Genomic DNA, 26156 nt, shown 5'->3' on the forward strand with positions numbered 1-26156 from the left:
TGAAAATTTAGCAGCTAATAACTACAAAATTACTTATAACTTTTTTTAAACTCTAGTGGTGTTAGTTTAGTTTTAGATTTAAATACTTTTGAAAAGTAAGCATAGTCTTTAAAACCCAAGTTTTCAGAAATTGATGACATAGTGTTTTTAGAGTGTACTAACAATCTTTTAGACTCTAATATTACGCGTTCTGTAATTAGTTCTGTTGTAGTTTTATTTAATGTTGTTTTGCAAACTCTATTTAAGTGCTTTGCGGTAATGTGTAATTTGTCTGCGTAAAACTGGGCAGATTTTTCAGTTTTAAAATGTATTTCAATTTCTTGTTCCAAAGCACGTAAGGTTTCTATATATGCAACAGAGTTTGTTTCTGTAGTAGGAGCCTCTTTGTTATATTGCCTAGCCAAATCTATATACACAGTGTGTAGTAAACTGGCTATTTTTTGTTTTTTATAGGGTAAATTGGCGTAATACTCTTGGTTAATACTTCTGTAATTGGTAATTAGTTGTGTAAGTACATTTTTGTTTACCGTTATATGAGGAGTGTTTTTGTGTGAATAGTAAAAAGGAAATTGTTCTAATTTACTGGTTGAAAAATGCAGCTCATAAAAATCTTGCGTATGAAAAAAAATGTAACCCTCTGGTGTATTTGTAAATTTCCAATAATGAGTTTGCCCTGGTTTTAAAAAGAAAACACTACCAGTATTAACCTCATAACTATTAAAATCTATTTCATGAGTTCCTTTGCCTTTTGTGAATATTACACATAGGTAAAAGTTATGGCTATGTGGCTTATTTACAACGGCTGCGTTTTTATGTAAATGTGTGCTTAAATCATTACTATAAAAGTCTGTTAAGGGAACTCTATGTTCAAATTGTTTAATATTTAATACAGGAATAATCTTCATACAACTTTATAAATGTCTTAAATGTACAAAAAATGGAGAAATATGTATAGCTTTTTTATGGGATAAGCACTTTACCTTTGCTTAAAAAAATAAGTTATGGCAAGTTTAGTATCATCGCTTTTAAAGGGAAAATGTCCGCAGTGTAAAAAAAGAAGTATTTTTAATGCTGCTCAAGGATTGTTTCTACTGTCTATTCCGGAGATGGATGCTGTGTGTAAAAACTGCAATTTTAAGTTTGAGAAAGAACCTGGCTTTTTCTTTGGGGCAATGTTTGTTAGTTATGCGTTGGCTGTGGCAGAATTTATAGCATTTTCTATTCTTTTTTATTTTATTTTGAAAATGCCAATTCTGTATACTTTTTTTGGTGTACTGTTTTTTGCTCTTATTTTAAGCACTTTTAACTACAGATACTCTAGAATTATTTGGATTTATCTTTTTTATAAAGAAAAGAAAGCCTAATTGTTATTTAACAGGCTCTATTAAGTCCCACTTATTACCGTACAAATCTTTAAAAATTGCAACTGTACCATAGGGTTGTTTTGTGGGTTTTTGTAAAAATTCAACTCCGTTTTTACTAAAAGTACTAAAGTCTTTTTCTACCGTATTGGTTTGCATAAAAAAAGCAACACCATCACCAGCTTGCTTACCTACAGTTGCTTTTTGCAAGTCTGTATTTGCAAGTGTTACTACCAATGCAAAATTAGGTTGGTCTTTTGCTTGTATTGTAATCCATCTTTTTCCGTTATCAAGAGGTACATCTTCAGTCAAAATAAAATTTAGTTTTTTAGTGTAAAATGCTATTGCATCATCATAATTAAAAACTAAAAGTGTAGCATTTTTAATAGTATTCATTTTCTTATTTTGTTTCGTATGTGTGTTTTTCTTTTAAATACTTTGCAAGTTCTTCGTCATTCATTTTAAAAAGTATTTTGCAATAGGTTGTGTAATTTACAGCATCTTTTTCTTTTAAAAAATTTGTAATACCATATTGCGTAAAAGGGTAGTGTAGGTCTTTTGTTTTAAAAGAAGAATAACGTGCTTTAGATTTGGGGTGCTTTTTTCTGAGAGCTTTGTATATTTTATGCTGAGACTTTGCTAAATAAGAATATAAATTTAACAATAAACCATTTGGTATTTTGTCTTTAACTATAGGGTTGTAGTAGTTTTCTATAGTTTTATAAAAGCTTTTTTTAGACTCAAGTTTATTTGGTTTTTTCTCTAAAGACATAGGTGTAGACATTAGATGTTTTTAAGTATAAACTTGATGATGTATTGCGCTAATATACATTAGCGCAATACTAATTATTTTAAGGATTTGTAGACCATAATGAAGCGTTTTTAAGCATAGCTCTTCTTGGTAGTTTTAAACCAGCAACAATTAGCTCTGCAAAGTCTTCAGGCTGCAGTACACTATCTTTAGAGTCTTTATCTGCAATGCCTAAATCTATAGACATATCTGATGCAATTGTACTTGGTGTAAGGGTGTTTACTCTAATGTTATTTTTGCGTACTTCTTTCATCAATGACTCTGACATGCCAATAACAGCAAATTTAGAAGCAGAATAAGCAGATGTGTTTGCATTACCATTTAAACCGGCAGTAGAAGATATGTTAATAATATCTCCAGAATTTTTTTCAATTAAATGTGGTAATACTTCTTTTGTTACGTAATAAACACCTAGTACATTGGTTTGTAAAATTTGTGTCCACTGGTCAGCTTCCATATCATTAAATGAGCCAAATGCAGCAATACCAGCGTTATTAATTAAAATGTCTATGCTTTTAAAATCATTAAATATAGATGCAATTCCTTTTTTTACCTCTTCTGGGTTGCCAACATCAAAAGCGGCATATGTTGCCTCTACACCCAGAGCCTTAATTTCTGCAACTGTTTTTTCTAGAGTTTCTTTATTTCTTCCTGTAATTGCTACCGCTACCCCCTCATTAGCAAGAGCCAAAGCTGTTGCTTTACCAAGACCTCTACTGCCACCAGTAATAAGAGCTTTTTGTCCTTTTATATTTTCCATTATTCTTATGTGTTATTTTAAATACGTAAAGCGTATTATTTTATTTAAGAGTTTAACAAAAGTATAGAACAATTAAGTTTTTGAGGTAAGTAATAATGTTGGTTTTTTGTTAAGATTTTTATAGTTGTTATGAATTAGGTAGTTGCATATTATAATTTATGGATTGTACTTTAATTTCAAAAACTCAATTTTGTTTATTTACATTTGTAGCCATTATAACCTTCTTTCCTGTATGAGTATTATTCGCTTTTTTTCTAAAATTAAATACACCACTCTGGTATTAGTAATGGTTATAGTTACAGTGTTTAGTACTCTAGCATTAAGTTATTTAATTACAGATGAAATTACTATTGTTAGTGAAGATATTGCTAAGCGTAATTTTATGGAAAAATATGATGATGTTTACCAAGAATTAACACGTTTAGAAAATTTTTTAACTAGAATTGAAACTATTGTAAATAGGTCTAATTCGGTTAATGATTTGCAACAAAATTTTAATACTTGGATTTCTTTTCAGCCAAAACAATTAGATTCCTTAATCTCTTGGCAAAAAGTTTCGTTTACACAGTATACAGATTCGCAAGCATCTATAGAAACCTTGCAAGACACTGTTTTATCTTCTAAAAACAAAAATAAATCGTTAGCTGTAGTAAAAAAGCAAAGTGTAATTGTGCCTACTTCTACTGGGTATGTTTGGCGTAACAAGCTTGCTGTAGTTACTGCTACAAAAGACTCTCTATTTTTAGGGTATGATATAGCATTAAAAGATTTGCAACGTTATTTTGCAAACGTAGACTCTAAATCTATTAATTACGCTTATGTTTTTAATAAAGATGGTTTGGTTTTATTACATCCAGATGAAAATTTATTAGGTAAAAGTGTGTTTACATTTAGTTCTATATCTCCTAAGGATACCATAGAGTTAACAGTTAATAATCAGGTGCCAAGCATTGTAAAGTCTGAGTATTTACAATTAGATGTTATACGTTACTTACAGCCCTTGCAATTAAAAGAAACCTCTTGGTATATTGCAGTAAGTTCTCCTAAAAATATTAGTGAAGAAAATGTTACTAAAATTAGGCAATACACTTTTCTAATCTATGGTATATCTACCATATTATTACTATTTGTATTTTACTTTTTTAATGAAAGAGTTAAAAAACAGTACAAAGAAAAGGAGCGTTTACTAAAGGAGAAAAATAATTTAATTGTACAGAACCAAATTGCAGAAAAAGAGAGTTCTTTTTTGCAATTGCAGCAATTAAAAGAGCAGATAAATCCACATTTTTTATTTAACGCTCTTAACTCTTTGTATATGTTAATAGATGTAAATAAAGAAAAATCTAAAACCTTTGCATTAAAGCTCTCTAAGCTCTACCGTTATTTTATTACACCGCCAGCAAACAATATTACCCTTGTAAAAAATGAGTTAGAACTGCTTAATGAATATATTTATTTACAACAAACACGTTTTGGTAAAAGTTTAGAAGTAACTATTTTGGGTAATGTAAATGTAGTAGAACACAAGTATATTCCGTTTTTAGCATTACAAACCCTTGTAGAAAATGCTATTAAGCACAATGCGGCAACTAAAGTTAAGCCACTTTTAATAACGGTACATTTAGCTGAAGATGGTATAAAGGTTGTAAATAATTACCAACCTATAGCTACACCACAAAAAAGTAATCACTTTGGAATAGACTATCTAAAAAACATTTACGCTTATTACAATGTAAATAATTTCACAAATTATCAGAAAAATTCACAATACATTTGTCATTTACCTTACATAATTATTAAATAATCCATTCACTCCTTAATAATATCCACTCACTCTCCTTTTTTTGTGAGTATTTAGTAAAACACAGATTTTTAGGCAAAATTATAACCTCATTATGCGTAAAAATCAGTCTGCATTTATAGTTAAAATAGTGCTATTTATTCTTTTTATAGGAAGTACAATTGGTGTTTCTGCTCAAAAAGAGAATAAAAAAGATAAAGAACAATCTAAAGATAGCCTAAATAAAGGGTATAAGGATTATGCTAAACTTTTAAAAGATGCAACAGTAACTAAAGGCTTGTTTAGTGTAATTAAAACTGATACCGATTATTACTTTGAAATTCCAGATAGTCTTTTTACTAGAGAGTTTTTAATAGTAAATAAAATATCTCAGGTTCCTTTAGCAATAAATGAGCACGGTTTAAATAAAGGAATGAATTATGAAAATAAATTAATTACGTTTCATAAAGATAGTTTGTCTAAAACAATTTGGGTTAAAACAAGTAACCCAATGGTTTCTTCTCCTAAAAATGATGCTATAACCTTATCTGTAAAAGACAATTTTGCAGAGTCTATTATAGAAAAATTTGATATTGAAAGTTACAATCCTAAAACAAATGCACCATTAATAAAGGTTAATAAGGTTTTTAATGGAAAAGAAAAAAGTTTTAATGATGTGCTAAATAATGTTGGTTTAGGCGGTAGCGTTAAAAGCGATTTGTCATATATTCAAAAAATAAAGTCGTTTCCAGAAAATGTTGTAGTTAAGTCTCAGTTAACCACAACGGTTAATGAAGGTGGGCCAGCTATGTACGTTACATTAGGGGTAACTAGCAACATAGTATTGTTGCCAAAAACACCAATGCAAGCAAGAGAATTAGATAAGCGTGTAGGTTACTTTACAGAAAAACACTGGTATTTTAATGATAAACAACAGGCTATGAAAAAGCAAGAGTTTATTACTAGGTGGCGTTTAGAGCCTAAACCAGAAGATGTAGATAGGTACTTAAGTGGTAAATTGGTAGAGCCAAAAAAACCAATTGTTTATTATATAGATCCTGCAACACCTAAACAGTGGAGAAGTTATATAATACAAGGTGTAAAAGATTGGCAGGTAGCTTTTGAAAAAGCAGGTTTTAAAAATGCAATTATAGCAAAAGAACCAGATGCTAATGATAAAGATTTTGATATAGATGATGTGCGTTATTCTGTAATTACTTATGCAGCATCTCCACAAGCAAATGCTATGGGGCCATCTGTTGTAGATCCACGAAGCGGAGAAATTATAGAGGCAGATATTATTTGGTGGCATAACGTAATGACATCTTTACAAAGTTGGATGCGTATACAAACAGGACCAATAGATAGTAAGTCTAGAGGTAATGTTTTTAATGATGCGCATATGGGAGAAGCAATTAGGTTTGTGTCTTCTCATGAAGTAGGCCATACTTTTGGATTAAAGCATAATATGGGAGCTTCACATAGTTTTCCGGTAGATTCTCTTCGATCTAAAACATTTACAGATAAAATGGGTGGTACAGCACCATCAATTATGGATTATGCTCGTTACAATTATGTTGCACAACCAGAAGATAATGTAACAGCTATAACTCCTAAAATAGGTGTTTATGATACGTACGCAATACAGTGGGGATACCAATGGTTTAAGTCGCCACTAGAAGAAAAAAAACAATTAAAAGCATTGGTGAATAGCCATGCTAACAACCCACTTTACTTTTATGGAGAGCAGCAGCCATATTTAAACACTATAGATCCTAGGTCTCAATCTGAAGATTTAGGAGATAATTCAATGACAGCAAGCACATATGGACTTAAAAATTTACAGCGTGTTGCAGACAATTTAGAGGAGTGGACATACCAAGAAGGAGATGATTATTACAATACGGGTAAATTGTATATGGGTATTATTGGACAGTGGAACATGTATAATGACCATGTTACTAATAATGTTGGTGGTATTTACTTAAATAATACACTACATAAAGACGGTAAACAAAGTTACCAACCAGTGCCTTACCAATTGCAGAAAGATGCTGTTGCTTACTTAAACAAAAATGTATTTACAATACCAGAGTGGTTGTTTTTTAATCCGGTTTTAAAACATACATATGCAATTAAAGACTCTCCTTTAGGACCTTTTGAGCAGGCACCTTATACCTTGTCTAGGTCTTTACAATACAATACGTTGTATAAGTTACTTTCTAATGAGCGCTTACTGCGTATGGTAGAAACCAATTTGTACAACCCAGAGCATCAGGCGCGCTACACAGTACAAGATTTGTTTACAGATTTGCGTTCGCACATTTTTAAAAGCACTAAAAAAGGTGCGTCTTTAACCTTAGTAGAGCGTATGACACAGAAAAACTATGTAGATGTTTTGCTAATTGACACACAAAAAATTTTAGAAAAAACCACAGTTAAAAAACTTAATACAGCAAACTTTTTTACTACAACTAGCTTTTGTGCTGTTGCTTTGGCTGAAGAAAAGCAAGCACGTAATATTAATTATAGTTCTATGACGCGTACATCAGAAATAGCGTCATACAAGCGCCAAGAGTTGCAAAATGTATTGCAATTGTTGTTAAAAAAGAAGCGTAAAGGAGATGCAAATACGCAAGCGCATTATAATGATTTGATTTATCGTATTAAAAACACATTAAAATTCTAATTTTAACCCCTAAATACCAATTTTTTTATGAATAAATTCCTTTTTACGTTATTCTTTGTGGCTGTTACCGCAGCGTGGGCACAGGATACGAGAACAATTACCGGAGAGGTAATAGGAGCAGAAGACGGTATGCCTTTGCCAGGAGCATCGGTTTACGTCTCTAAAAATATGATTGCCAATGAAACCGGCGTTGCTGGTGTAATAGAAAATACATCTATTGGTGTTGTTGTAGACTTTAACGGTAAGTTTTCTTTAAAAATACCAGCTGCAATAACACAAATTACAGTTTCTTATTTAGGTTATCAAACTAAAACCATAAACTTAACTGCTGCTAATAACTATACTATTTCTTTAAAAGAAAATGTAGATAGTTTAGATGAGGTTATTTTAACAGGATACCAAAAGGTAGAGAAGAGAAAGTTAACATCATCCGTAGCTAAGGTTAAAATGGATGATATTGAGCAAATTGGTGTTGCTAGTGTAGATCAATTATTGCAAGGCCAGGTTGCCGGTGTAGTTGCTACCACACAAACAGGAGCACCAGGAGCACCTGCTAAAATTAGAATTAGAGGAACAGCTTCTTTATCTGGCCCACAAGATCCGTTATGGGTTGTAGATGGGTTGCCTTTAGAGGGTAATGATGTGCCAGATTTTAGTGATAAAGACAATATAGATCAATTACGTAACTACGCTATTGCTGGTTTAAACCCTAGTGATATAGAAGATATTACCATTTTAAAAGATGCTGCTGCCACTGCTATTTATGGTGCAAGAGCGGCTAATGGTGTAATTGTAGTTACTACTAAAAGAGGAAAAAGCGGTAAAATGAGAGTTAACTTTTCTGCAAACACGTTTTTTTCTACAAAGCCTAATTTTGATGAGTTAAACCTAATGAACTCTGAACAAAAAGTAGATTTTGAACTTGGTTTAGCAGCACGTACAGATTTAGATTTTAGAACTAATAAAGGTGAGGTTGCACGTATTTTAAATAATTCTGGCGAATTAGGAACGTATCAAACTAGTGGTTTTTCTTCATTAAGTTCTGCAACTCAATCTCAGATAAATGCATTAAAAAATAACAATGCTAATTGGGGAGATTTACTATACCAAACTAGTGTAAACACACAGTATAGCTTAGGAATTTCTGGAGGTACAGATACATCAGACTATTACTTTTCTTTAGGTTATTATGATGAAGAAGGTACTACTATTGGTACAGGATTAGAGCGTTATAACATCACCCTAAAAAATAATTTTGATATTAGTGATCGCCTAAGTGCTGGTGCTTCTATTTTTCTTTCTCAATCTAAAAAAGAGTCGTACTTAACGGGTACAGATGCATTTACTAACCCGGCAAATTACAGCAGAAATGTAAACCCTTATTTTATGCCTTATGCAGAAGATGGGTCTTACAATTACGACCAAGATATAGAGGGTACAGACGGTAGATATGTGCCATTTAACTTTTTAGAAGAAAGAGAAAACACGGCATACGATTTAAAAAACCAAGCTGTAAAGGCAATTTTTGATGGTGCTTATAAAATTACAAACAACCTTACATTATCTACACAACTAGGGTTGCAATTTGATAAAACTAGCACTGAAAAGTATGCTGGGGAAGAAACGTATTTTTCTAGAAAAGAGCGTGAAAAAAGTAGACGTTACGACTCTAGTATAAGTGATTATTATTACTTTTTACCAGAAGGCGGAATTATACAAAACTGGAACGAAGATTTTTTTCAGTACAACTGGAAATCTTTACTAACGTATGATGCTAGCTTTGGTAAACATGAAGTAGAAGGTTTGTTGGGATCTGAGTTTAGACGCTCTAAGTATACTAATATTATGAGTCGTGGTTTTGGGTATAATAAAAATACGTTAACTACTACACCTATAATTTTTCCTAATGAAGATACAGCTAATGAAAGTACTTATCAAACGTATGATAAGACTACTGCAGAAAATGCATACGCATCTTTTTACGCTACAGGTTCTTATACCTATGACCGTAAATACACATTTTTTGGTAGCGTACGTTATGATGGGTCTAACTTATTTGGAGTAGATCCTAAATATAAATATTTGCCATTATGGTCTGTTTCTGGATCTTGGTTGGCTAGTGAAGAAGACTTTTTAAAAACAAGTGATGTTATATCTAACTTACGCTTTAGAGGATCTTATGGTTTGCAAGGTAATATAGACCGTAATACTTCGCCGTTTGTAATTGGTGAGTATGACACTACTAGCATTTTGCCTGGTACATCAGAAGAAACAATTGTAGTTACATCACCGCCAAATGCTAAGTTGCGTTGGGAAAAAACAACTAATACCAATGTTGGTATGGATTTAGGTTTGTTTAATGGTAGAATTAATATTGCTGCAGATGTTTATAAGCGTAACAGTACAGATTTAATTGGTTTGCGTTCTGTGCCATTAGAAAATGGATTTGAGTTTACCAACCTAAACTGGGCAGAGGTAACTAATAAAGGGTATGAGATTAGCTTGTCTACAAGAAACATTGTAACTAAAGATTTTTCTTGGACTACAAACATTAATATATCTCACAACAAAAGTAACGTAGATAAAATACAGGTTAGAGATAATAGCTTTTTACCATCTAGAGAAGGTTTGCCAGTAAATGCTGTATTTGCTTTAAAAACAGCTGGTATAGATGAAAGTGGTTACCCATTATTTAAACGTGGAGATGAGGTTGTTTCTGCTGTAGACTTTTTTAAGTTAAAAGATCCTTGGGCAGATTTTTTCCCAGGCTTTTTAACAGAGTCAGAGTTAACTAATGAAGAATTTAGAAACCTGTTTACATATGTAGGAGACCAGGATCCTAAATATAGTGGCGGTATTATAAACACTTTTAAATTTAAAAATTTAGATTTTACTGTTGCTGCTAACTTTAACTTAAAACAGACAGTTGTAGAGCGCCAACCTTATAATGGTACACAATTAGATCGTGGGCAAAACTATTCTGCTAGAGTTTTAGATGCTTGGTCTGCTACAAATACAGATAGTAATTTGCCAGCTATTGTAGGTGAAACATCTGGCACAGGAGATTCTTGGATGGCCTACAAGTGGTTTGGGGGCTTAAATCCAGTAGAAACAATGCCTTTGTTAGATACTTGGGTTAAAGAAATGAGTTATATAAGAATTAATAGTATGCGTGTTGGCTACAGTTTTCCTAAAAGCTTAACTACCAAGCTAAATATTAATAGCTTCCGCTTAAGTCTAGAGGGTAAAAACTTGTTGGTATTTGGGTCTGATTATAACGGTTATTTTGATCCTGAAACCTACGGAAACATATATGCGCAGCCTATAGCCAAAACAATTGCAATAGGGTTAAATGTAACTTTTTAAAATAGTAAATAATGAAACAAAAATATATATACCTAGTAGCATTAGTAGCATTTTTTGCTGTAAGCTGCGATGATTATTTAGAAATTGAACCAGAAGGAAAAGTTATACCAGAATCTCTAGAAGAATTTAGAGCGGTACTAACAAAAGGATATGATGTTTTTCCGGAGCAAAAATCTAGGGTTGCTTACAGGGCAGATGAGTTAATTTTAGATGAAAATAGTTTTGATTTTACATCGTACAAAGATGTGTATTCTTGGAAAGATGCCAATCCAGATCCGCAAACGGCACCTTACCCTTATATACAAGTGTATAACTCTATTTTTTACACTAATCATGTTATAGAAGATGGTGCAGAAAAAATTGAAGAATCACAAGAAAAAAATCAATTATTGGGAGAGGCTTATGCACTACGTGCTTATGCACATTTTGATTTGGTAAACCTTTATGGAGTACCTTATAATGCTACAACTGCAGCAACAGATACTGGAGTTCCTTTGGCTTTGGGGATAGATCTAGAGCAGGTTTTTGTACCTGTATCTGTGCAAGAAGTGTATAACCAAGTGCTAATAGATATAGAAAAGGCAAAGTCGCTATTAAATGTTACTAAGTTTGATGCTGGTTTAAATTACAGATTTACTAAAACAGCAATTTTAGCCTTAGAGGCTCGTGTGCATACGTATATGAATAATAGTGAAGCCGCTTTAACGGCTGCTAATGCTGCTTTAGCTTTAAATAAAGAGCTTGTTAATTTAAATGACACGCCACAATTGCCAAATTTATACACATCTGTGGAGTCTATCATGGCATTAGAAGATGTGTTTGACCCTAGTGTTAGAAATAGTTCTTTTATTTCTGATGATTTATTAGCTATTTATGATACAGCAAACGATTTAAGGTTTGGATTGTATTTTTCTGAAGATGGTAGTAACTACAAAGCAGCAAAAGGCGGTGAGCAAGAGTTTAATTGTTCGTTTAGAGTGTCTGAGTTGGTTTTAATAAAAGCCGAAGCACAGGCAAAACTAGGAGCTTTAGAGGATGCAAAAGCTACCTTGTTGGCATTTATGCAAAATCGTTACCAAAGTGCATATATGGCTAATTTAGCAACGGCTATTAACCCAATGTCTGCTAATGAGTTTATGCAAGAGTTATATGAAGAACGTTGGAGAGAATTGGCGCTAGAAGGTCACCGTTGGTTTGATTTAAGAAGAAGTAACCAAAAGGTAATAACACATACTTTAAGCGGTGTAGACTTTCAGTTAAGTGAAAATGATCCACGATATACTTTGCCATTTCCAGCAGATGCAAGATTAAATAACCCGGAATTATAATATTACGAGTTAGTCAGCGAGCAATTATTGTTCAACTAAACCCGATAATTTTATCGGGTTTTTTTATTTTTATGCAAAAAATAATATGCTTGTAGTTGTAGTAGAAGATGAAGATTTGGCAGCAGATTATTTAATTGGTTTGCTAAAAGCGCAAAGTGTTGTGCCTGTAACTAAAATAATACATTTGGGTTCTGTGCAAGAAATGGTGTCTTTTTTTAATGATGCCAAGCCAGATTTAATTTTTATGGACATTCATTTAGGTGATGGTAAAAGTTTAGAGGCCTTTACACAAACAAATATTACTGCTCCTATTGTTTTCACTACAGCTTATGATGATTATGCCATACGTGTATTTAAACACTTTACAATAGACTATTTGCTTAAGCCTTTTGAAGCTAAAGATGTGTATAAGGCATTACAAAAGTATACGCAGATAAAAGAAAATTTTTCATTTTACAATACCGCAAAATCCTTAGAGGCTTTAGATGGAAAAACACAGCAAGAGCGTTTTTTAGTGCAGTCTGGTCATCAGCTAAAATCTATAGAAAGTGCTGAGGTTGCCTTTTTTTATAGTGAAGGAAAAAATCTTTTTTTATTTACAACCACATCTGAAAATTACTTGTATAAAGACACGTTACGAGATATATCAGAAAAACTAAACCCTGAGATCTTTTTTAAAGTAAACAGAAATTATATTATACACATAAATGCTATAAAAGAGATTGTAAAACATAATCCGCAAAAAATAGAATTACACCTAAAAGTGGCACACGCAAGTGCAAAACCTATTTTAGTAAGTAAGTTTGAGGTTAAAAATTTTAAAATTTGGTTAGATAAGTAGCTGCTTGGTGTTTATAGTTTTTTGCTAAACAACAACCTTGCTCCACGTTCTTTAGATGTAAATTGGCGTACCATTTGCAAATCTAACTTTTCTAAAACTCTCCTAGATGCGTGGTTTTCTGGGCTAGCGGTAGCTAAAATTTCAGTTAAATTAAGTTCGTTTTTAGCGTAGTCTATCCAGAACTTACCTATTTCTGTAGCAATGCCTTTGCCCCAAAAATTATCATCTAATATAAAGCCAAACTCATAACTTTCTTTGCCAAGGTAATTGCACTTTAATAAGCCAGATACACCAATAAAAGCATTATCTTCTTTGCTTGTTAAGCACCAAAAACCAACAGTTTCATCTGTTGTGGTAATAAAATCATCTTCAACTATTTTTTGTAGTTCATTAGCAGTTAAAACACGACCTTTTAAAGTGTTTTGCATAACCAACGGATTTTTGCAAAACAGGTCTTCCAGTGGTTTTCTGTACGTGGTACTTAAGGGCGTAAATTGTATTCTTTGACTTTGTAACATTCTAGTAAAATACAATTTTATTTTTAAACTGTAATTTGTTTAGAGGTTACTTGGTGGTTTTGTAATAAGCTAGCTTAAAATAAATATAGGGGTAAGGCAATTTAAACCAGTGCTCTACCCCTAAATAAGTAATAACATACTTTTTAAGCTGTAGGTTAAGTTTGTTAATTACTCATATTGCTTTTTAAGTTTTTCATAAATGCTGCAAAAGCAGGTTGAAATTCTTCAAAAAGTGGATTTTTTCTATTTCTTAGCATTACTTCTCCAAATAGTTTAATTCCAAGTATAAATTCTACACTTTCGTTATCTCCTTTAAACCCAAGTTTTCCTTTGGCTGCATTTAATAGTTTTAAAATATCATCGTGGTTTTCTATGTCAAATTCAGTAAATTCATTTGCTTCAGAGCCATCTTTTTTCTCTATTTCCTGTAAGTGTAGTGTGTACTTATTATTTCTTTTAGTAGCCATACTCTTTATTTATTTTTAAAGTCTTTAATTAATTCACTAACTAACTTGTGTTTTCTGTTCATTACCTTTTCATAGTCAGATGCTACATTAAAACTACCGTTATTTATTCCGTCATAAATACCAGAAACTACAGTGCCAATAAAATTGCCTAATTCTGCTTTTCGTTCCTCTAAATATTCTTCTGAACTTAACTGCTTGTAAGTAAGTTTTGTGCTGTAGGTTTTGTTTATTTCATTAGCCAGTTCTTGCTGTGTAATAGGAGTTGCTGCCAAATTGTAAACGTTATACTTTATACTGTCATTTAATAACATTTGTACATATGCATTAGCAAGTTCTTCTCTACTAGTGTAAGCACATTTACCATCGCCAGCGCTGTTCCAAATACAACCTTTTGTTTTGTACTGCTCTATATACTCTAAGTCTGGCTCTATGTACAAACCGTTTCTGCCAATTGCCCAGTTTAGTTTAGAGGCTTCAATATCTCTTTCTGTTTGCCTGTTGCTATTAATAATTGGGTCAAAAGCAGTATTTGTTGTGTTGCCGACAATACTAGTATATACAATTTTGTTTAGGCTGTTAGCTTCTGCTGCTTTAATAATGTTGCGGTGTTGCTGTATCCTTTTTTTGGGAGTGTCCATACCAGAAACTACTAGTATTTTATCGACACCTTTTAAGGCAGATTCAAAATCTGTATAACTATCATAATCTCCTTTCCTTACTTCTACGCCAAGGAATTCTGCTTTTTTTGGAGTTCTAGCAATAGCTATAACATTTTCAGCTCCAATTTGTGTTTTTAATTCTTTTACAATGGCAGCTCCTAAGTTGCCATTTGCTGCGGTTACTGCTATCTTCATTACACTATTGTTTTATAATTTAAGTATAGTACAAAGTAAGTGAGTTATGTTAGTGTAAAAAAGGTAAATGTTTGCATAGATTTGTTAATCTTTACAACAATTAATTTTGTTTTATTGATGCTATAAATTGTTTAGGTGTGTAGCTGGTGTGTTTTTTAAAGAATTTTGAAAAATTAGAAACCTCTTCAAAACCAAGCAAATAAGATGTTATGCTTATGTTTTTATCTTGGTCTGATAAGTATTGTTTTGCTTTAAGAATAATTACGTCGTCAATAAAGCTTTTTGCGGTTTTATGGGTAAATACTTTACAGGTATCATTTAATTTACGGTAAGTTGTGTTTAAAATTTTGCAATACTCATTTACATTTCTTGTGATAGATATATTTTTGTCTAACTGGTTTTGAAATTGAATAAACAAGCTAATATCAGATTTGTTTTGCTCTAAATTAAACTGTTTAGAGAGTGTTTTTATTTTTAAAAACGCTACTCTAAGCAACGATTGTATTATTTGCTTACTAACGGTTGTTTTTGATAATGAAAACTCTTTATAAATAAGAGCAAAAACAGTAACAAGTGTGTAGTGTGTATTTGTGTTAGTAATAGTTAATTTTGGACTGTGTAAAAAGCTGTTGTATGGGTAGCTATAACTTAGGTCTTTAAATGTTTGCTGATTTTCATTTAAAAAATCTTGAGTGAAAATAGCAATATAACCTTTTACATTTTTTTGCTTTAACCAAGCGTGAGTCTGATTTTTACCAACAAACAACATGTCATTTTTTTTATAGCTGTATGTTTTAAAATCTATAAGATGCTCACCTGTGCCTTCTGTTATAAAAACTATAGCGTAGAACTTTAATCTGTGCGGAATGCTTCTGTTTTGTATGTCATAATTGGCTAAAAAATAATCTAACTCCCATACGTTTATCCCAAAATCTTCCTGTTCCTTTTTAAAGGTGTACTCTTGTATATTTTTCATACATACTAATGGAGTAAACTATAATTTAAATTCTGTTTGGTTTTTTGGAGTGTCAAAAATATGCGGATAATGTTCTTTAGCATTTTTAATCATAAATGCTACTGGCACATCATCAAAATGACCGTAATCTTCTAAATATTCCATAAAAGTATTCCCTTCTCTATTAAATTCTTGTAAAACGGAATCATTTTCTCCATCAAACTCTAAAGGTGCAACGTTAAACATTTTACATAGTGATGCGTTAAAAGCAGGAGACATTTTAAGCCATTTGCCATTTATATAAGCATTAACCATACCGTGGTTAGTTAATTCATTGCTTCCAAATTTTTCAATAAGGCGTTCTGCTCCTATGTGGTTTTTAACTTTGGCTAAGTGTAGCCTAGCAGGTATATTAAGCGCTCTTAAGCAGGTAATTAATAAAATAGATTTGTCTATGCAATGTCCGCTATCTCTTTTAGCAATTGTACTTGCTTTATAGTTTTCTTTAGAAAAACTAAGGTTGTAAGGGTTGTACCTCCAAGAATCTCTTATTTTTAAATATACAAGTTTGCATTGCTCTTTGGGTGTAAGCGTCGGCTTTTTATATGCTGCTATAAGATTTTGAATTTCTTTTGTTTCATAATCAAAAAAATAGGTAGGAGATAGGTAGTCCATAATAATTATTGTGTTTTTTGATTTAGTTTAAATATAGCAAAAAGAATATTACCTATGTTGTAGTTTGTTTTTTAAAATAACAAAACCCCAGATAAATCTGAGGTTTTGTATAAAAATCTATAGGTTTAACTCAATTAAAAGAAGCCCATTGGTTTTTTATCGTAAGAGATTAACATGTTTTTTACAACACGGTAATGATCTAATGCCATTTTGTGGTTTTCACGACCAAATCCAGATTCTTTAACTCCACCAAAAGGTGCATGCGCAGGATAGGTATTGTATTGGTTTACCCAAACTCTACCTGCTTGTATAGCACGTGGTACTTGGTATAATTCGTGTGCATCACGAGACCAAACACCAGCACCTAAACCGTAAGGTGTATCGTTTGCAATAGCAATAGCTTCTTCAGTAGTTTTAAAGGTTGTTAATGCTACAACAGGGCCAAAAATTTCTTCTTGGAATACACGCATTTTGTTGTCTCCTTTTAAAACAGTTGGTTGCACGTAGTAACCGTCGGCTAATTCACCTTCATAATTACCAGCTTCACCACCAGCTAACACCGCTGCACCTTCTTCAATACCAATTTTAATATAGTTTAATATTTTTTCGTATTGTGCTTTAGATACCTGAGAACCAATCATTGTTTCTGGATCTAATGGGTTTCCTGGCTTCACTAATTTTAAGCGTTCTTGCATTTTTTCTACAAAACGATCTGCAATATCTTCGTGTACTAAAATACGAGAAGGAGATGTGCAAATTTCACCTTGATTTAAGGCAAACATTAATGCACCTTCTATAGCTTTACTAAAGAATTCATCATCTTTATCTGCTACAGATGGGAAGAAAATGTTAGGAGATTTCCCACCTAATTCCATAGTTACAGGAATAATGTTTTCTGCTGCATTGTGCAATACAGTACGTCCTGTTTCTGTGGAACCAGTAAATGATAATTTTGCTATTCTTTTAGATGTTGCTAATGCAGCACCAGCTTCTTTACCAAAACCAGTAACAATATTTAATACACCAGCAGGTAAAATATCACCAATTAGTTCCATTAAAGCCATAACACTTGTAGGTGTTTGTTCTGCTGGTTTTACAACCGTTGTACAACCTGCTGCTAAAGCCGGAGCAATTTTCCAGGCTAACATTAACATTGGAAAATTCCAAGGAATAATTTCACCAACAACACCAACTGGTTCGTGTAATACAATACTAACAGTATCTTTATCGTGTTCAGAAATACTACCTTCATCTGCACGAATAACTCCTGCAAAATAACGGAAATGATCTATACAGTAAGGAATATCTGCTGCACGTGCTTCACGAATTGGCTTACCATTATCAATAGTTTCTAAGGTTGCTAAATACTCTAAGTTATCTTCCATAACTTGAGCAATTTTTAATAACGCATTACTACGTTCTGTTGCAGATGCGTTGCTCCACGCTGGGAAAGCCTCGTGTGCTGCATCTAATGCAAGGTCTATATCTTCTTGTGTAGATCTTGCTGCTTGTGTAAATACTTTTCCGTCTACTGGAGATCTGTTTTCAAAATATTGACCTTTAATTGGGTCAACAAATTTTCCTCCAATAAAGTTTCCATATCTTTCTTTAAATTCGGGTTTTGTTACATTTGCCATATTACTTTGTTTTAATTTTTTTAAAAATCTGCTTGAAAAAAACAAGCGTTGTAATTATGATGCAAATGTATAATGGAGTAGAAGCTTCTTATTTATTGATATGGTTCAATAACTTATGAAAACAGTTCAAGTTGTGTTTTTTTGATGTTAAACAAATATTAATTTGCGATTAAGTAGTTAATAATGAAGTTGTTAAAAATAATTTATATTTCTGTTGGACTAATTCCGAACTTGTTTTTGAAGGCTATACTAAAGTTAGACAGGTTGTTATATCCTATATCTAAATAAATATCAGACGGTTTTAAATCGCCTCCTTGTAAAAGTTCTTTTGCCTTTTGCAGTCGTTTGTCTTTTAACCATTTTCCTGGAGCTTCTTTATACTCGGCAGTAAAATGCCTTTTAAAAGTAGATAAACTCATATTACATAAAAAGGCAATTTCTTCTAACTTTAAATTAGAATGTATGTGATCTTCTACAATGTTTTTAAAAGGAGAAACTTCCTTAAATATTAATGCGTGTAAGTAATGCTCAAATTCACTACCATATTTATCTAGTAAATACAGTAATATTTCTTCAAATTTAAGCGATAGCATAGCATCACAATAAGCACTGTTTTCAAATGTTTTTGACGATAGTGAGCTTATAAACGATGCAATATAATCATCGTTTTCAATCACAAAATAAGGCACTTTCTCTTGGTACGGCTTAACGTCTTTGGTGTATTTGCTTAAAAAATCGGTGAGTTTTTTTTCAGAAAAAAAGAAGAGTTTACAATAGTAAATTGCTTCAGTATCTAACAACTCTGTCCAAAGCCAGTTTCCTTTTTTTAAAAGTAAAGACTGTTCGCTATTAACTGCTTTAGAGGTGTTTGCAAAATGCACTTGCTTTTTTCCTACTTGAAGAAAGCTAAACATATTCATGCTTAAATTTACCTTGCTTTTTACAACATCATTAGTCATTTTAAAATCGTACACAAAAATGTCTTTGCTTTTTGATGGTGTATCAAAGTAAATTTCAGGAATATTTTCTATAGCCATTTTACTGTGTTTAGGGCGTCAAAGGTACTATGCTTTATTCATCATAACAATAATCTCTTTTTTGTTTTTACTTTTAATAGTGTAGGTGTTTGTTATTGTGTTGTGAAAATAAATGTCTTCTTCCCAAATAACACCTTCAGTAAACACATAGATTACCAAATTTAAAAGCTGCAATATATTTTTTATAAATGATTTTAATACCGATGGCTTTTTGCAGTGATCATCTACAACTTCAAAACCAATAAGTAATTTACCAAATGTTTTACCGGTTATGGTTTCTAAAACTGGATTTATTGTAAAAAGACCTAATGTTACAATAAGTATATGTGGATAAGCAAAAGTGAAGAATTTTGCTAGTACATATACAATGCCGTAATACAAAAGTAAGTCTAGTAATTTAGACAATAACCGAAAGTTAAAGCTTTTTACATTAGGGTTGTATTTAAACTTAAACTCCATTGCTTTGTAATTTCCGTTTCTGTCTCTACGGTTTACAGTTTTATAGGTTTTTAATTCTGATATTTTTTGTGCCATTTTTAAGATAGACGAATAGCTTATTGTATTTATAGTGCCATTACAATTATGGGTTTAGTTCTATACAGGCGTTTAATTTATTGTTTAAGTCTATAATATTGTAAGCAACATTCTGCATTCCGCGGTAATTACTTTTTATATGTTCTAAATCTGTTTTTGCTTTTTCACAATTATTGTTACCAATAAAATTTAGTGCTCTGTGTGTATAAGCTGTAGATAGTATAGACGTATCTGTTGTATTATTAATTACGTAGGTTGTAATCTCTATACCTTTGTTAAAGTCTTTTTTGTAATAATAGGTTAACCCTAAATTTATGGCTGCCATATGGTAGGTAGAGTCTGATATTTTGTACGCCTCTTGGTAATATTTAATTGCATTATCATACTCGTAAAGCATAAAGTTATTTAACCCTAAATTGCTTAACGTTGTTGGGTTGTCTGGTTCTATTTTTAATGATTTTTTAAATGCAATTTGAGCTTCGTAATAATTACCAGTTATAGATAGGTCAACCCCTTTTTCATTAAGGTCATTTGCTTCTGTATTCTTATAACTGTTGCCTTTTAGTATTTTGTGTTGTTCGTTAATGTTGTTAGTTTCTTCTTTTGTGCTATTGTTTTTGCAACTAACAGTAATTATAAGTAAAAACAATACTTTTAACGCTATTCTCATAATGTGGCGACTATAAATTTGTACTTTCCGTTTTAAATAACCTATCCCATAAAATAGTATAAAAACCATAGTTTTTAGAAAATAGCTTATGATGATTTTTATGAAAGTAATTGGTGGTAAATATTAAAAAGTAAGGCTTACTTAATTTTGTGTTTAAGTGTGTTACAACACCGTAAAACCAGTTGTAAATTAAAAAGGCTATAAAACCATAAACATTTAAAGAAAATAATAACGCAACTACCGTTAATAGTAAACCAAATAGTATAGATTCCCAGGGCGACATATAATACAGGCTTACAACATTAAACTGCTCTGTATGTTCATGATGCTGTAAATGAATTTTTTTTAATACAACAATGTTGTGTGATGCCCAATGTAAAACATACATTAGTATATCTAAAAATAGAAACAGAATTATAAAAGTAAGCCAAGGGTCTTGATTATTAAATGTAATAAAGCCTTTTACCCACAGAATGTATCCTGGAATAGCTATTATAATATTTATAAATAGGGTTAGGATAGATGATAAAACTTCTTTTTTTGTAATTTTAGATCGGTGTTTGTAGACTTTGTTCCACACCAAGCTAATACCTATGTTTAATAAATAGCCAGCAATATTTAATCCAATTAATAAAGCAAAAAATATTGTAAAGTCTTTAAGATTCATTTACTAATTTTGGTTATTAGATATTATAAACGCTTTGAATAATTATAATTTTTTATAAGCGGAAGAAAAAGGTCTGACTAATCTATTCTTTTTAAATCCATTAATTTCCATGACTTCTTCTTTTATTCCGAAATTATTTAGACATATTTTTAAAATTTCAATTTCTTTTTTTAGGAATTTAGTCTCTCTTTTTTCTAATTTACCTCTTGTTGTAAATAAGGGGTAATAAAATTCGTTTTTAATGAATTTTGGTTGTGATATTTCAACATCTCTAATACTATCTATTCTTTTTTCAATTACAAACAAAAGTGATTTAACTTCTTCTTCTGAAAAGTTGATTTTCTTCATTTAGACAATATTTAATTAGGCATAAACCTATTAAAAGATTGCCAGTATTTGTCTTTATAAATGTCTGTATTTATTTCAATTTTATTATGGTATTCTTTTTTTATTTTATGGAATACTTTAGCAGGCTTTCTAAAATCCATACAGGCAAAATATACTTCTCTTACAGATTCTGCTGTTTGCCTACCAACGTTTAAATAGCCATCAGAATCTTTGAGTTCTGCTGTTATTTTGTCTTCAATTTGGTTTAACAATTGGTAGGTGTCGCTATCTGGCATACCATTGTTATTATCACCATCGTATTTTATTTCCATTACGGCAATCCAAGGGTGAGACGCTTTACTATCCCAAGCAAGTAAATCAGTATTTACAACTGCAATTAATGGTAATCCGTTATTTAAAGTTGCTTCTAACCCAGAATATTTATCGTTTTCGGTATTGTGCCTTAGTCCTTTGTATTTTTCTACAAACTCTTTTTCTCTCCATATTAAAAAGTCTTTTAGTTTTTTAAAAGGTACCAATTCTGATGTGGCATTTTCGGGAGCAATAATATTTACATTATCTATTTTGGTTATAGAGTTTAATTCGCCTAAAGAATGGTCTAAAGCAAGGTAAACACCATTTGTCATAATAGCTTTATTTTCTTCGGTAAAATCTTCATGGGTTATGGTAATATCAATTTCGTCTGGCATAGAAGAATGTTCTGTAGCATAAAATTGCATTTTACTTTCGTTAAATATGTAGCCATCCATTTCTATTCCAAATTTTCCTAGGTCAGATGGTTGTTTAAGAGCTGTTATCTTCCAATTTTTTATCTCAGGTGCTGCAGCTACCAACTCTTCTACAAATACAATGTTTTTTATTACTCCGTCTGGAGTTAAAATAAGTTCTGCAGTAGTATCATTAAACATACCTGCTAAAAACCAAATTCCGTCTTTAAGTTGATCTAATTTTGGCGATAGTTTTTCAAAAAATTCTTTGTTAACATTGCCTTTGTCTTTAATTACATTATAAAATGCTTGTTGGTTTTGAGAAAACCATTTCCAAAAATCTTCGTAAGAGTTTATTGGCTCTTCTTTTGATTTAAATAGTGATTTTAAAAAGCTCATATATTTTAGTAGTTTATTGCTTATAGTAAATATAAGAATTTTAAATAGGTGGTTGTTTTCTAAAAATTTTGTTGTAAAAAAAATTAGCTATTCATATGGTTTAGTTTGCATATGAATAGCTAATTTATAAATGTTTTATGTTGTTATCTAGAGATACTAGTAGTGCCTTGGCAGGTCCACTGTGTTTCTGTATCATTATAAGCTGTAAACGTATTTGTACCAGTAAAGTTACCTGTATCTTCAGAAAAAGTATAATTGCCTACAAATTTGCGTTTGCTTCCAGAAGGTAAAGTGTAAATAGTCTCTAAGGTTAAATTGTTACCATCTATAGTGTACATAGAGCTAGATAGGTAACCTGGATCTTCAAACTCTATAGTGTTGTTTTCTAAAAATTTAAAAGCATAAGGGTCTCCTGCTTCTAAATCATAATCATTATCACAGGTTTCTCCTAATCTTTGAAAAAGCCAAGAGCCTTCTAATACAGTTTCTTCTAAGCTTTTTTGAGAATTGTCATCATCAGAAGAACAAGAAAATAGTAATGTGGTAAATAATAGCGTGAAAAATAATTTTTTCATATTGTAATTATAGTTTAATTGGTTAAAAACAATTAACGCTATAAAACAGATTAAGTTGTTTTAAATCTGTTAGTTTGGACTAACACATTTGTTTTTGGTATTTCTGCCAGGAAAAATATCTTTTAATGTTTTTGATAATTTCTCCCAGTCTGCTGTCATTTTCTTTGCTTGCTTTTTGGTTATTAAAATACCACCATTAGCTATTTTTCTGTCTCTAACTATTTTATCAAAATAAAAAACAGTAAAATCAATTGCAGTATTATCTTTAAACTTATGCTTAACATCTTTTACGTTTTTATCAGAGTCATCAACAAAAATTATAGCTTTGTAGCTTCTTCCTGTTCTTCCTAATATATGTGCAATCATATCTCCCTTATTCATACCTGTGGTCATCATAAGTCCATCTCTGTAACTCATTTCTCTTTCTAAGGTGTAATTGTAAACAGCTTTAGAACCATCAATCTGTGTAATAGGAGATTTAGATAAGTTTATACCATTTTTTAACAATTCTCTTTGTGTTGCGGTTCTGTACCTAGGGCTTCTAGATGTTAGTGCAAATACAGTTGTGCCATTATTTTGCCAGTTGTTTAGGTATTTGGGTATTAAAGAGTCTGTTAATTTCATTGTGCCAAGCTCGTACAATAAACCAATAACATCTTCATAAAAACAGTTTTCAATTTTTTGTTTTTTTGTTGGTATAGCATCTTTAATTTTACCTCTTTGCCAATTGTACCAAATGTCTCCGCCAAGATCTACATTGCTGGTTAAAAGTGTATTATCAATATCTACAATAACAAGTACATTTTCTACTCCGTATTGTTTGGTTTTTTGGGTTACAACATTATTTACATCTTTAAAACTAAAAATAGTGCTGTCTTTTAATGTTTGTGCCTTTAAGCTAACACTTATAAGCAGCATTATTGCCATAAATGTTGCATACTTTTTTTTAGTCATAATAGCTTGTTTGTAATTTGTAAAGATGTAGTTTTTGTTGGGTGTAAAATTACATGTTTTGCTTTAACTAACGAATACAAAAAAAATAACTACGAAAACAAATTGCTTTTAAAAGTCTTCTATTGCTTCAATTATATTTAATAATTATTAATAGAGCTACTGTATTTTAAATAGCTCTGTGTTTAATTAAAAGTAAAAATTATAAAATAATAATTATGGAAGAATCAGTAGTAGATTTAGTTAATGAAGATTATTCTTTTAGGCAGTTTAGTAATGGTATAGCTATTTTAGATTATATAGGCAAGACTAAAAACGTAAGTATACCAGATTACATTAATGATAAACCTGTACTTTATATTTACAAAGAGGCTTTTTGCGAAAAAGGAATTGAAGCGGTTACATTACCTAGCTTATTAGAATATATTGGTGAAGATGCTTTTTATGATAATAAAATTAAAGAGATAATAATACCAAGTAAAGTAAACAAAATAGGTGGTGGTGCCTTTGGACGTAACAATATTGAAAAACTTGTAATTGAGTCCAGTATTGAATTTTTACCAATGTTTTGTTTTGTAGGTAATGCTTTAACTAGTTTAAATTTACCAGAAACAGTAAAAAATATGAGTAATGATTGCTTTGCAGAAAATAATTTTGAAGAACTAACTATACCAGATCATTTAACAGAAATACCTAAGGGAAGTTTTGCAAGTAATAAAATGCTTAAAAAAGTTATGTTACCAGCAAAGTTTGAGAATTATATATGGAGTATTTTTCATAAGTGCGACATAGACAATATAACATTTGAAATTTATTAGTTTTTAACACTTATATTTTTAGTCCATCCAATTCCTATTTGGTATCCAGATTGTGCTTTGTCACTAACTAAAGGTATAAAACTGTAAATACCTATGCTATTGGAGCTATTAAGCTTGTATTTTGGAGAAAAAGACAAGCCGTAGTTAAAAAAGGTTTCGGTATTAGAATAGGTTTTTTTAAAGCCTATTTTTTTATTAATTAAAGTTCCTTTGGTAATAGCTATGCTTGCGCCAACAGGAACTTCAAAATTTATTTGTACGCTATTAAAATTAAGGGAGTAACCAAAATTAATTGTTGGTAGTAAACGCATATCTATATCATTTTTTAATGTTGCATTTGGCTCAGACTCTCCCTTAAAGTCAAAATATGCAACTATTGAAAATGCTAAGGTAAAATGATGTTTGTTTTGAGATAGTGGAGTAGTGTATTTGCTATATCCTCCATAATATAAAGCCTCATCGCCAGCAGCTAACACACCTATTTCTAAATTGTTGCTGTTTGTTTTTTGACACCATAAGGTTGTTGAAGAAACACACAATACCAGAGCTAAAATTACTTTATTTATAAAATACATAGTCTAAACCTTTTTTAACTATTTTAGTTGCAGAACCGCTATGGCCACTTTTTTTTATCAATTCACTTTTATGCTTAAAATTTGGAAAGTTTCTAGAACGGAGTCTATTGTTCATTTCTTCAAATGATGCTAACATAACACCACCTTCTAACGAGCCCATTCCGTTGTAGAATATCACATCCAAATCGGTGTTATAGCTGGCGTAGTATTCTTCAAAATTAAATATAACACCAGAGTCGTACCAGTATGATGTGCCTCCAGAGATGAACTTATTAAACGGGTTAGAAGCTCTTTCTTTTGCCATAACGTATTGAGTAAATAGCCCGCCAAAAGAATGCCCAATTAATGTTTTGTTGTTAGATGAATCTATACTATATCTAGATTCTAATTCAGGAATTAATTCATTTTTAATAAACTGATAAAAATTTTCTGCGCCACCAGAGCCATGCGCATAAATAGTAGGTGTGTAGTCTCTATTTCTTTGTTTGTTATTACCAATAGCAACTAAAATACAAGCTGGCATACTGTTTTTTTTAACCTTGTTTGATACAATATTGGCAATAGAGGTAAACCTGGTATCACCGTCTAAAGCAATAATTAATTGGTTTGCTAAGCTGCTATTGTAATTTTTGGGAAGAAATACATAAATAGCATAACTGTCATTTACTATAGATGAGTTTATAGTAAATTGTTCTTTAGATCCAATAATGTCAAAATCATCATCAGTAGCAGAGCAACTTAATAATACAATGCAGAATACAATAAGTGTTGTAAGTTTCATAACCTTAGACTTTATTTTTCAAAAATCTAAAATCTTTAAAACTTAAAACTTA

General features: G+C 31.2%; 27 protein-coding genes. 7 read left to right on the forward strand and 20 right to left on the reverse strand.

The features are described 5' to 3' along the window. Positions 1 to 29: 29 nt before the first annotated feature. The gene (locus CELLY_RS07210; RefSeq protein WP_013621006.1) at positions 30 to 905 is read right to left on the reverse strand and encodes an AraC family transcriptional regulator; all 876 of its coding nucleotides are present in this window, start codon (positions 903 to 905) and stop codon (positions 30 to 32) included. A gap of 96 nt (positions 906 to 1001) precedes the next feature. Here CELLY_RS07210 and CELLY_RS07215 point away from each other — a divergent pair, with 96 nt between their 5' ends. Beyond that, positions 1002 to 1364, forward strand: coding sequence for a DUF983 domain-containing protein (locus CELLY_RS07215; RefSeq protein WP_013621007.1), 363 nt, complete (start codon positions 1002 to 1004; stop codon positions 1362 to 1364). Positions 1365 to 1367: 3 nt separating this feature from the next. Here CELLY_RS07215 and CELLY_RS07220 read toward each other — a convergent pair whose 3' ends face one another. From CELLY_RS07220 to CELLY_RS07230, 3 genes are all read right to left on the reverse strand, one after another. Beyond that, positions 1368 to 1757, reverse strand: a complete 390-nt coding sequence (locus tag CELLY_RS07220; RefSeq protein ID WP_013621008.1) for a VOC family protein — start codon at positions 1755 to 1757, stop codon at positions 1368 to 1370. Between the two features lie 4 nt (positions 1758 to 1761). Further along, positions 1762 to 2145 carry a hypothetical protein gene (locus tag CELLY_RS07225; protein WP_013621009.1) on the reverse strand — a complete coding sequence of 128 codons (384 nt, stop codon included), beginning with the start codon at positions 2143 to 2145 and terminating at the stop codon, positions 1762 to 1764. A 67-nt stretch (positions 2146 to 2212) separates the two neighbouring features. Further along, positions 2213 to 2932, reverse strand: coding sequence for a 3-ketoacyl-ACP reductase (locus CELLY_RS07230; protein ID WP_013621010.1), 720 nt, complete (start codon positions 2930 to 2932; stop codon positions 2213 to 2215). A 232-nt stretch (positions 2933 to 3164) separates the two neighbouring features. Here CELLY_RS07230 and CELLY_RS07235 point away from each other — a divergent pair, with 232 nt between their 5' ends. The 5 genes from CELLY_RS07235 (at position 3165) to CELLY_RS07255 (ending at position 12936) form a co-directional block, all read left to right on the forward strand. Next, positions 3165 to 4736 (forward strand): histidine kinase, encoded by a 1572-nt coding sequence (locus tag CELLY_RS07235; RefSeq protein ID WP_042256776.1) that lies wholly within the window; start codon positions 3165 to 3167, stop codon positions 4734 to 4736. Between the two features lie 91 nt (positions 4737 to 4827). Next, positions 4828 to 7401, forward strand: coding sequence for a zinc-dependent metalloprotease (locus CELLY_RS07240; protein ID WP_013621012.1), 2574 nt, complete (start codon positions 4828 to 4830; stop codon positions 7399 to 7401). Positions 7402 to 7428: 27 nt separating this feature from the next. Continuing rightward, entirely contained in the window at positions 7429 to 10767 is a 3339-nt protein-coding gene (locus CELLY_RS07245) for a SusC/RagA family TonB-linked outer membrane protein (RefSeq protein ID WP_013621013.1), read from the forward strand. Positions 10768 to 10778: 11 nt separating this feature from the next. Next, positions 10779 to 12095: a RagB/SusD family nutrient uptake outer membrane protein gene (locus CELLY_RS07250; RefSeq protein ID WP_013621014.1), complete on the forward strand. Its 1317-nt coding sequence runs from the start codon at positions 10779 to 10781 to the stop codon at positions 12093 to 12095. Between the two features lie 85 nt (positions 12096 to 12180). Beyond that, on the forward strand, positions 12181 to 12936 hold the full coding sequence (locus CELLY_RS07255; protein ID WP_013621015.1) for a LytR/AlgR family response regulator transcription factor: 756 nt from the start codon (positions 12181 to 12183) through the stop codon (positions 12934 to 12936). Positions 12937 to 12947: 11 nt separating this feature from the next. Here the strand turns inward: CELLY_RS07255 and CELLY_RS07260 are convergent, their stop codons facing one another. From CELLY_RS07260 to CELLY_RS07325, 14 genes are all read right to left on the reverse strand, one after another. Then, positions 12948 to 13454 (reverse strand): GNAT family N-acetyltransferase, encoded by a 507-nt coding sequence (locus CELLY_RS07260; protein ID WP_013621016.1) that lies wholly within the window; start codon positions 13452 to 13454, stop codon positions 12948 to 12950. 164 nt (positions 13455 to 13618) lie between these two features. After that, entirely contained in the window at positions 13619 to 13921 is a 303-nt protein-coding gene (locus CELLY_RS07265) for a DUF3861 domain-containing protein (RefSeq protein WP_013621017.1), read from the reverse strand. A 5-nt stretch (positions 13922 to 13926) separates the two neighbouring features. After that, positions 13927 to 14775, reverse strand: a complete 849-nt coding sequence (locus tag CELLY_RS07270) for an NAD(P)H-binding protein (RefSeq protein WP_013621018.1) — start codon at positions 14773 to 14775, stop codon at positions 13927 to 13929. 100 nt (positions 14776 to 14875) lie between these two features. Then, positions 14876 to 15751, reverse strand: a complete 876-nt coding sequence (locus CELLY_RS07275; protein WP_013621019.1) for a helix-turn-helix domain-containing protein — start codon at positions 15749 to 15751, stop codon at positions 14876 to 14878. Positions 15752 to 15769: 18 nt separating this feature from the next. Beyond that, complete coding sequence (locus CELLY_RS07280) at positions 15770 to 16405, reverse strand: transglutaminase-like domain-containing protein (RefSeq protein WP_013621020.1); 636 nt, start codon at positions 16403 to 16405, stop codon at positions 15770 to 15772. A 134-nt stretch (positions 16406 to 16539) separates the two neighbouring features. Beyond that, positions 16540 to 18042, reverse strand: coding sequence for an aldehyde dehydrogenase family protein (locus CELLY_RS07285; protein ID WP_013621021.1), 1503 nt, complete (start codon positions 18040 to 18042; stop codon positions 16540 to 16542). Between the two features lie 203 nt (positions 18043 to 18245). Further along, the gene (locus tag CELLY_RS07290; RefSeq protein ID WP_013621022.1) at positions 18246 to 19079 is read right to left on the reverse strand and encodes a helix-turn-helix domain-containing protein; all 834 of its coding nucleotides are present in this window, start codon (positions 19077 to 19079) and stop codon (positions 18246 to 18248) included. A gap of 27 nt (positions 19080 to 19106) precedes the next feature. Further along, positions 19107 to 19613, reverse strand: a complete 507-nt coding sequence (locus CELLY_RS07295) for an RDD family protein (protein WP_013621023.1) — start codon at positions 19611 to 19613, stop codon at positions 19107 to 19109. Positions 19614 to 19659: 46 nt separating this feature from the next. Beyond that, positions 19660 to 20283, reverse strand: coding sequence for a tetratricopeptide repeat protein (locus CELLY_RS07300; RefSeq protein WP_013621024.1), 624 nt, complete (start codon positions 20281 to 20283; stop codon positions 19660 to 19662). 10 nt (positions 20284 to 20293) lie between these two features. Further along, positions 20294 to 20950 (reverse strand): sterol desaturase family protein, encoded by a 657-nt coding sequence (locus CELLY_RS07305; RefSeq protein WP_013621025.1) that lies wholly within the window; start codon positions 20948 to 20950, stop codon positions 20294 to 20296. A 42-nt stretch (positions 20951 to 20992) separates the two neighbouring features. Beyond that, positions 20993 to 21298, reverse strand: coding sequence for a hypothetical protein (locus CELLY_RS07310; RefSeq protein WP_013621026.1), 306 nt, complete (start codon positions 21296 to 21298; stop codon positions 20993 to 20995). 11 nt (positions 21299 to 21309) lie between these two features. Continuing rightward, on the reverse strand, positions 21310 to 22404 hold the full coding sequence (locus CELLY_RS07315) for a DUF695 domain-containing protein (RefSeq protein WP_013621027.1): 1095 nt from the start codon (positions 22402 to 22404) through the stop codon (positions 21310 to 21312). Positions 22405 to 22547: 143 nt separating this feature from the next. Next, positions 22548 to 22979: a hypothetical protein gene (locus tag CELLY_RS07320; protein WP_013621028.1), complete on the reverse strand. Its 432-nt coding sequence runs from the start codon at positions 22977 to 22979 to the stop codon at positions 22548 to 22550. A gap of 69 nt (positions 22980 to 23048) precedes the next feature. After that, positions 23049 to 23933, reverse strand: coding sequence for a DUF2608 domain-containing protein (locus tag CELLY_RS07325; RefSeq protein ID WP_013621029.1), 885 nt, complete (start codon positions 23931 to 23933; stop codon positions 23049 to 23051). A 215-nt stretch (positions 23934 to 24148) separates the two neighbouring features. Between CELLY_RS07325 and CELLY_RS07330 the strand changes: the two genes are divergently transcribed. Beyond that, on the forward strand, positions 24149 to 24748 hold the full coding sequence (locus tag CELLY_RS07330) for a leucine-rich repeat domain-containing protein (RefSeq protein WP_013621030.1): 600 nt from the start codon (positions 24149 to 24151) through the stop codon (positions 24746 to 24748). On the opposite strand, the gene CELLY_RS07335 is transcribed toward CELLY_RS07330, so the two are convergent. Both CELLY_RS07335 and CELLY_RS07340 read right to left on the reverse strand, forming a co-directional pair. Continuing rightward, positions 24745 to 25323 (reverse strand): hypothetical protein, encoded by a 579-nt coding sequence (locus CELLY_RS07335; protein WP_013621031.1) that lies wholly within the window; start codon positions 25321 to 25323, stop codon positions 24745 to 24747. The genes CELLY_RS07330 and CELLY_RS07335 overlap by 4 nt on opposite strands. Next, positions 25307 to 26104 carry an alpha/beta hydrolase gene (locus CELLY_RS07340; protein ID WP_013621032.1) on the reverse strand — a complete coding sequence of 266 codons (798 nt, stop codon included), beginning with the start codon at positions 26102 to 26104 and terminating at the stop codon, positions 25307 to 25309. The genes CELLY_RS07335 and CELLY_RS07340 overlap by 17 nt, the downstream gene beginning before the upstream one ends. Positions 26105 to 26156 lie beyond the last annotated feature (52 nt).

Origin of the sequence: Cellulophaga lytica DSM 7489 (assembly GCF_000190595.1) — a bacterium.
GTDB lineage: Bacteria > Bacteroidota > Bacteroidia > Flavobacteriales > Flavobacteriaceae > Cellulophaga > Cellulophaga lytica.